Here is an 8,660-nt window from a genome sequence, read left to right on the forward strand (position 1 = left end):
GCGCGCGCAAGCTCCAGGTACGCAACCCCGGGCAGCACCCGCTGCCCCTTCACCACGTGGTCCGCAAGGAAGAACTCCTCCCCCGTGAACACCGAGCTGAAGCGCTGCTCGGCCAGGCTCGAGGTGTTGCGGTGCACGAGCGGATGCAGTCGTTCAGTGGCAGGGCTCCTCGCGACCGCAGCCCCCTGTGCCAGAGGCACCCAGTGGCGTTCACGGGCAAACGGGTAAGTCGGTAGGTCGATCCGTCGGGGGGTCGCACCGCCATAAAGCCGGATGCCGTCAAACGCCCCCCCTTGCACCCACCGTTCGGCAAGTCCGTTCAGCATGCTCTCGGACGGCCACACACCGACGGCACCGTGCTCGTTCGACCGCGCAAGCAGATCCGCCTTCTCGCGCTTGACCTCGCCTTGATGAAGGCCGTCGACGTTTTTCTCACCCGCCAGGTAGCGACGCAGCCTTGCCTTCAATTGCGCGAGCGTGCTCACCACGCACGCCAGCCGTATCTTCATCGCCTCGCGCCCCACCTGCAGTGTGTAGGCGATATCGGCCAGATCCACGTCCGTGCAGCCCGGCCGCTCCACATGCGCCAGCAGCCGCTGCACCGCCTCGCGAAGCCGCTCCTCGCGCCGGGCCGACAGCACCACCACCACCGGCCCTCTCGCCTGCACGACGTCTCGCACCGGCTGCCGGTACTCCTCGACAATCACGTGCGCATTGGTGCCACTGAAGCCGAAGGAGCTGATGCCCGCTCGCTTTGGCCCCACAGGCCAGGCCTGCGACCGGCCGACCACCTGTACAGGCAGACGATCCCAGGGGATGTGGGGATTCGGCTTAGCGAAATGCAGCTGCGGCGGAATCACGCCGTGCTCGATGGCCTGCACGGTTTTGATCAGGCCCGCGATGCCCGCCGCGGCCTCCAGATGGCCAATGACACTCTTGGCTGAGCCGATCAGCAGCGGCGCGTCTTTCGCGCGCCCCTCGCACAAGGCCTGGGAAGCGGCCTGCACCTCGATAGGATCGCCCAGCTTGGTTCCGGTGCCGTGCGCCTCCAAATAGCTGATCTCGTGCGGCGCCAGACCCGATCGGGCCAACGCGGTTTCGATCACTGCCTGTTGCGCCCGCTGGTTCGGTGCGGTCAGGCCGCTGCTGCTGCCATCCTGGTTAATCGCACTTCCCCGGATCACGGCAAGGATGCGGTCGCCATCGGCCTGCGCATCGGCCAACCGTTTGAGCAGCACCGCCCCGCAGCCTTCGCCGCGCACGTAACCGTTCGCCGAAGCATCGAAGGTCTTGCAGCGGCCGTCCGGCGACAACATGCCCGCGTTCTCGAACGCGATGAAGCGCTTTTCGTCCAGCAGCAGGTTCACCCCGGCGGCCAGCGCCGCATCGCACTCCCCGCCCAGCAGGCTGCGGCACGCCGTGTGCACCGCCACCAGCGAGGAACTGCAAGCCGTGTCGACGCTGATCGCCGGCCCCTGCCAATCGAAGAAGTACGCCAATCGACCGGTCGCGACCGAGCACGCGTTGCCCGTCGCAAACTGCGCGTTGATGTCGGCATCCGAGCCCTGACTCACGATCAGGGACTCATAGTCGTTGCCCATGATGCCGACGAAGGAACCAATGCGCTTGCCGCGCAGCGCCGCGGGCGCGATCGCGGCCGACTCCAGTGTCTCCCACGCGACCTCCAGCAGCAGGCGCTGCTGGGGATCCAGCAATTGCGCCTCGCGCGGAGAAATACGGAAGAACGCGGCGTCGAAGCAATTGACGTCATCGACGAAGGCGCCCTGCCAGCGAAGTGGGGGGCGATCCGCGGGCACAGTGCCGATCGCATCTCGTCCTTCAACGAGGCGTTGCCAGAACAGTTCGGGAGTGCGCCCGCCACCGGGCATTCGGCAGGCCATGCCCACGATCGCGACAGCCGATTCCGCCGTTTCCTCTGGCGGTGAGGCCTCGCGCAAGGGCTCCGCCTCCTGCCCAGCGCGCGAAGTGGGCAGCGGTGAGGACGCCGGCGGCGAGCTTTCCACCTGGCCGGCAAAGTACTCAACGATCGCCGCGGGCGTTCCGTAGCTGAACAGGAACGTCGACGGCAACGACTCGCTCATGCAGTTGCCCAGCAGACGGCGCAACTCCAGCAGTTCAAGCGATCCCAGGCCCATCTCCATCAACGGCACGTGCTCGCCGTACGCCGCTGCGCCCTCGCGCCCCAGCACTTGGAGCACCAGGCCGCGCACCTGCATTTCGATCTGCCGGCTTGTCATCGCAGGCCCGCCGCCATTGGATTCTTGCACCTCGAAACCGGCCAGGCTCTCACCCCGCAACCTGTATTCGATCAAGACTCCGGCGCCATCGTTGTCGATGTCCTCCGGCCGAAATTGCGGCAACACTTCCCGGATCAGCGCACCATGCGACGTGTGGAAATGCAGCATCGGGTCTTGCCATTGACCTTGCTCATCGCGTCGATGGACATAGCTGCCGATGTCACAGGCCGCCTTGTGCTGCGCGAAATTCATGCACCGCGTCACGCCCACCACCACATCCACACTCTCTTGCGCCGTGCAGTACGTCAGCATCAGGTCGATGAGCGCATCGCCATAGCCACGCCCCTGCATCTGCGGCATCACGTACAAGCCCAACAGTTGCACACATCGCCCCTCTGGCCGATGCAGGGATGGCAGCTCTCGATGCCCGCAACCACGCAATGCGCCGATCGACTCGATACGCTGCGAGTACAGCGCCGCAACGATCTGCCCTTCAACCTCCAACACCATCTGACCTAGCGGATGGTCCTGCACGCGCCGCTCGAGTTCCGCTGACGCAGTGCGAAGAGCTTCAGGCTGGCTCGCGCAGTCAAGTTGCTTCAGCGTTGGCAGATCCTCCCAAGTGGGGTGACGCACGATGTACGGCTTCGATGTCAGCCGATGCAGGGAAATGCGGGTGAAGTCCGCTGTCTTGGGAATGCAGCGTGACACACCGACTTCCGGAAACAAGCCGGCCTCGGCAGCGGCCATCAGAAACACCGGCGCCTCGACCAACTGCTGTCCCGAGAAGGCGTGATACGCATCGAAGTGCGCGCTCTCGGTTTGGTTCTGCAAACGTCGCACCATTTGCGGACGCAGACAATGAACTTCGAGCATGACCAGCCCGAACCCGGCAACCACAGCATGCCAGCGCCGCAGATGCTCGACCAGGGACTGCACCGCATGCGTCGCCTTGACTTCGCCGCCATCACGCGCTACGTAGACCCCGCTGTACTCCTGTCCCTGACGCCGCTGGGCAGCGGCTTCGTCTTTCACCGGCACAAAGGGCCGGTCGTGATCAAGGAAAGTGCGCACGTGCAGAATGCGCTCGGTGTCAAGAATGCCTTGTGCAGCCAGATCCACCACCAAGCGCTGCGGATCGGCAATGTCGCCTTGCACGAGGCAATGCGGCACGTCCGCCAACGTGCGTGCAGTGGCATGCAACGCCAGCGCGTTGTAGTCGATACCGATCATCGTCAGCGGGTGGGTCTGCAGTGCCTGCCCGCGGCGAGTCTGTTCGCAGACCACGCGATAGATCCGCCGCAGCAAACTCCCGTCCCCGCAGCCCATGTCGGCCACGTACCGCGGCTGCGCCTCCAATGGCGTTCTGTCGAACATGCTGACGATCAACGCGTCCAGCTCGGCAAAATGGCTCTGGTGCTGAACTCCGCTGGCGGTAACGTTGAGCGTGCGATCGATGTGGCTTTCATGTCCCTGGGCGTCGGCGTCGAACACCGCTTGCGCATGACCGAACAACAAGTCGTCCATGCAGCGGAACATTGCGGCATAAGACACCACAGTACCCAGCGCGCCGGTGCTTGACAGCAAACTTCGGCCGACCGGATGGAGCTCGAAACCCGCCGCTGTCGTGCGTCCCCAGCCGCGATGCTCAAACAAGGCGTGCACCGCGCGCCACGCGGCGGCCAAAGTGTCGTCCGTCTCCTGTGGCCTCTCGAGCTTTTGCTCACCCAGGTCGTACAACTGCGCCAGAAGTGGCGCCAGCGCGGCCCCGTCCAGCAGCGGCACCATCATCGGATGCGCCCCCGTCCAATCGACGCAGCAGCGCGCCAGCCAAGCAGGCAGCGTTGCCACCGCGGCATGCAGTGGTGCGGGGGTCAGCCCGAACGGGAGCAATGCGTCGAGTTCGTCATACAGGGCCGCGGCAGCTACGGCCTCTGCGCTCGCCGTGTAGAGACCCACGGGGGTCACGTCCACCCAGCCCAGTTCGTCCAGCAGCCGAAGCCCTGCATGCAGATGCCCGGCGTTTCCGCGGCAATGCTGCACCAGCTCTTCGAGAGACATCGGTCTCCGTGAAAGCAGGGCGAAGATTTCCCGTTGCGCGAAAGCGCGAACCACCGGCGCGGCGACCCAGCCATTGGCGAGTCCATTGACGAAATCCAGCATCTAATTTCTTCCTGAAATTGTCTTCTCTGATATTCGGCCGTCGACTCGCGAGGCCGGCAATGCACGAGGCCGCTTTGCGGATCCGATACGGACCGCGGCGATCGTCAGCTCATGTGGAGGATGTTGGCCATGCGGGACGCCAGCACCTCGGCCGCCCCTTCCATGATGGCTTCGGCGATGTCAGCAACCCGCCGCTGGCGCCAGTCCTCCATCCCGGTCCCGAGGACCCACTGGTTGAATGCCCCCAAGGCCGGTCCGCAATGAACCTGGTAGTCGGACACCAGAGGACTGCCCGACAGCGCCAGGCGCGTGGTGTGAACGAAGTACCAGCGAAAGACGAGCGCCATCTTCTGCTTGGCGCTGCGTTCGGCGGCAGCCAATGCGGCAGGGTGCGCTCCGGCGTAGTGTTCCTTGACCTCGCGCCAGACCTCGTCGAATGTCCGCTTGAAGTACTTCTCCTGAATCTGCGTCCGCGTCTTCTCGTCGATCTCATCCAGCGAGCCGAAGCGTTGATAGATCTCGTAGAGCTTGTTGGCCCGCACTGGAAACAGGAGCCCTTTCTTCAGGACCTGGACCCGGGCCCCCATCTCGAACATGTCGCCCGCCGGCGCATACGTCGTGTCCTGCACGTTGATCTGCTGCAACAGGTCCTTGACCGCATCGCTGGTGCCGGCTTCCACCGTGCATTGGTTGATCGAGCCGGTCACGATGAAGTCAGCGCCGAGGACAAAGGCCGCGGCCGCCGCGTCCGGCGTCCCGATCCCGCCAGCCGCACCGATGCGAATCGGTTCGCGGTATGCATGCTCGGTCATAATCCGATTTCGCAGCGCGATCATGGCGGGCATCAGCGCGTAGGCGACACCTTGGTCGGTATGACCGCCCGAGTCCGCCTCCACGCAGATATCGTGGGCCAGCGGAATCTTTCGGCCCAGTTCCGCTTCCTGCGGCGTGAGCTGCCCTGCGGCCACCAGCTTCTCAACGATCTGCGTCGGCGCCGGCTGCATGAAGACGGTCGCGACTTCCGGGCGAGAGACCTTCGCGATGATCCGGTTCTGGATCTCGACATCTCCGGCTGGATTGCGTGTGAGCCCCGAGAGCCGGTATCGCACAAGACTTTGCGAGACTTGCATGAACGCGGACGCCTCCACCGTGCGGATTTGCTCCCGAAGGTACAGGTCGACGACACGGTCTTCCTGATCTGGGCGCATCGGGTCCGCCAAGAGGTTCATCCCGTACGACTGCCCCTCGGACAGCGCAGCCTTGATGTAGCGGATCGACTCCTCGACCTGTTCAGGCCGAAGTCCGCCGGTGCCCAAGAAGCCCATCATTCCGCGCCGCCCCATGGCGACGACCAACTCTTTCGAGCCGACGCCCTTGTACATGGAGCCCGCGCAATACGCGTACTTGAGCTTGTACTCCCTTCGGAAGGATGCACTGCCGAGAGACCCAGGGTCTAGGCGGAGGGAGACATCGCGAAGGCTCCTTCCAGGGAGACCCAGCGGGCCGCCTCGCTCGAACGATGGGACGGAAGTTTCCTGCTTTGCAATCGACATGGTCACTCTCTTCTATTTGGATTCGGCAGACGCTCCGCCCCTTCAGAACTTCACGAGATGCTTGCCATGGCGCTTGCCCTGGAGCATGTCGAAGAACGCGTCCGGCGCGTTCTGGATGCCTTGCGTGATCGTCTCGCGGTACTTCAGCTTGCCGGCGGCCACCATGGCACCAAGTTCCTTCAGCGCCTCCGGCCACGCTTCCACGTGCTCGATGACGATGAAGCCTTGGGCCTTCATCCGCTTGGTGAGCATCAGTTGCGGCTGCGCCATCGGTGTCGGCTCGCCGTTGTAGCCGGCGATCATTCCGCACAGCGCGATGCGCGCGAGGTTGTTCGCGCACAGCATCACGGCATCCAAGAGCATGCCGCCGACGTTCTCGAAATAGCCGTCGATACCGTTCGGGCACGCGGCTTCCAGCGCACCACTCATCGACTTGAGGTCGGGGTATCGGCGATGGTCGACACATGCGTCGAAGCCCAGCTCCTCAACGACTGAGCGGCATTTCTCGGGTCCGCCAGCGATGCCCACAACGCGGCAGCCGCGTGCCTTTGCGAGCTGCCCCACCACGCCGCCCACGAGCCCGGCCGCAGAGCTCACGACCACCGTCTCGCCAGCAATGGGAGCGATGATCCTGACAAGGCCGTACCAGGCCGCGACCCCCGGCATGCCCACGGCACCAAGGTAGGCCGACAGCGGCAGGCGCGTGGCGTCGACCTTCTGCAGAGCGCCGCGCTGATCCGCGTCGATGGTCGCGAACTCCTGCCAGCCCCCCATGCCCATCACCTTGTCCCCGACCTTGAAAAGCGGATGCCTCGACTCGAGGACTTCGCCTGCGGTGGCTCCGAGCATCACTTGGTCGAGCGGCTGCGGCTCGGCGTAGCTCTTGGCATCGCTCATGCGACCGCGCATGTAGGGATCGAGGCTGAGGAAATGGTTGTGCACCAGCACCTCGCGATCCCTCAATGGCCCAAGAGGGGTCTCTACCAGCTTGAAGTTGTCTGCGCTCGGCGCTCCGCTCGGGCGCGAGACAAGCAGGATCTGGCGGTTGATTGTGGGCATGGAATGACCCGGATTCTGGATAGAGGCGCTGCTGTGCGCGCCACCGGAAGGTTTCGAGACCTCTGCGCGCTGCGCTGGACTGGATGCGCTTCGGGTTGCACGCAGGGCCACAATCAGATCGGCGAGTCTCTTCGCGCCGGGGCCGAATGGGCTCAGGATGGACCGGTGTTCCGATCCGCTGCCCGGCGGCAGAACGTACTTCAGCATCGTGGCCATCGTTCCGGAAGGGCCGACGTCCACATAGCGACAGGGTCCTGACGCTTCGAGCCGCTGGACGGTTTCGCGGAACATGATCGGATTCCTGACGGTGCTCCAGAAGCCCGAGACCTCAATGCGATCGACGAAGTCCTGCTTCGTGCAACACGCCACCGCAATCCTGGGACGACGTCCGACGAACGGCACAGAGAGCGCCTCGAATCGCGCCTTCGCGGGCTCGATCCAGCGCGAGTGGAATGGTCGCGCGACCGGTAGTTCCTGATGGGCCAGTTTCAGGGACTTCAACAATGCGAAAAGCACCGGAAGATCGCCGGCCCGGGCGGAGACGACGAAGGCCTTGTCAAAGTTGATGCCGGCGAGATCGGCGACGCGCTGCAACTCGGGCTCACTCCGATAAATCGCGGGATCACCGAGGACGGCGATCATGCCGCCAGGCTCGCATGTCTCCGCGAAGGCCCGACCTTGCTCGAACACGAATCTCAACGCCTCTTCCTCCGAGAGGCATCCGGCCGCCGTGAACGAGGCGTACAGGCCCATGCTCGAACCAACGCACATCGCCGGCTCGATGCCGTGGTCGGCCAAGCATCGGGTCAGCGCACGTTCCACGAGATAGATGGCCACGCTTGAGGTCGGCACGTCCGTGAAAGGATCGGACGGCGTCCTGCGCGCATCACGGATCAGCGCGAGGATCGATTGGCCACAAAGGTCGCGGGCCATTTCCTCCAGCGCATCGAGGTGATGGCGAAACCGTGCGTCGGACTCGTAGAGGTCCAGACCCATGTGGTAGTACTGTGACCCTTGGCCCGAGAACAGGAAGACGATAGGCTTATCCTCGTTCGGGATGTCTGCCCGCTCGTCTCGCCGATGAGTCTTTTCGGCAATCGCAGTGCCGGATGGGAAGCCGAGATTCATTTGTAGAGCCCTTCCGGGAGCTGACGCTCGGCCGGTTTGGAGGTGTTGCGATGCAGGAGCGGATGCAGTGGCTTGCCGACGTCCTTCGCCTGGAGGGAAGGCACTTGCCGCACCGGCGGCACCCAATACCGTTCCCTGGCGAACGGATAGCTTGGCAGGCTGATGCGCCTCGGTGCCGCCTCGCGGCACAACTGCCTCCAATCGACCTCCATGCCCTTCGTCCACAACTCGACGAGCCGATGCGATCTGCCTGATGCCGCGCACTCTTCGATCATTGCCTGGCGTTCTTCGTCGGTAGCCAGCCCGTCCTTGTCGCGCCGGGCGGTGCCCCTGTAGAGCCCGTCGATGTCCTTCGCTTCCGCCAGGTACTGCGCCAGCTTGGCCTTGAGCTCCTCCAGCGTGCTCACCACGCACGCCAGCCTCACCTCCATCGCCTCACGCCCCACCTGCAGCGTGTACGCAATGTCCGCAAGATCCTCGTCCGTGCACCCCTGGCGCT

Annotated in this window: 4 protein-coding genes and 1 pseudogene; all 5 read right to left on the reverse strand. The window is 64.3% G+C overall.

Going from position 1 to position 8,660, the window contains the following annotated elements; genetic code table 11:
- Positions 1-4,421: GNAT family N-acetyltransferase (locus tag BMY35_RS37315; RefSeq protein ID WP_143080845.1), on the reverse strand; the 4,421-nt coding region annotated here is incomplete at its 3' end.
- Positions 4,422-4,525: 104 nt separating this feature from the next.
- Positions 4,526-5,920, reverse strand: coding sequence for a PfaD family polyunsaturated fatty acid/polyketide biosynthesis protein (locus BMY35_RS37320; RefSeq protein WP_371287242.1), 1,395 nt, complete (start codon positions 5,918-5,920; stop codon positions 4,526-4,528).
- A 96-nt stretch (positions 5,921-6,016) separates the two neighbouring features.
- Entirely contained in the window at positions 6,017-7,033 is a 1,017-nt protein-coding gene (locus BMY35_RS39025; protein WP_256230739.1) for an NADP-dependent oxidoreductase, read from the reverse strand.
- Between the two features lie 210 nt (positions 7,034-7,243).
- A pseudogene (locus tag BMY35_RS39030) lies at positions 7,244-8,161 on the reverse strand (acyltransferase domain-containing protein); the annotation flags it as partial.
- Positions 8,158-8,660 (reverse strand): KS-MAT linker domain-containing protein (locus BMY35_RS38515; protein WP_177213806.1); only part of this gene is annotated, 503 nt, incomplete at its 5' end. The gene BMY35_RS38515 and the pseudogene BMY35_RS39030, both read right to left, overlap by 4 nt.

It is taken from the genome of Variovorax sp. YR750, from assembly GCF_900109805.1.
In the GTDB taxonomy this organism is placed as follows: domain Bacteria; phylum Pseudomonadota; class Gammaproteobacteria; order Burkholderiales; family Burkholderiaceae_C; genus Variovorax; species Variovorax gossypii.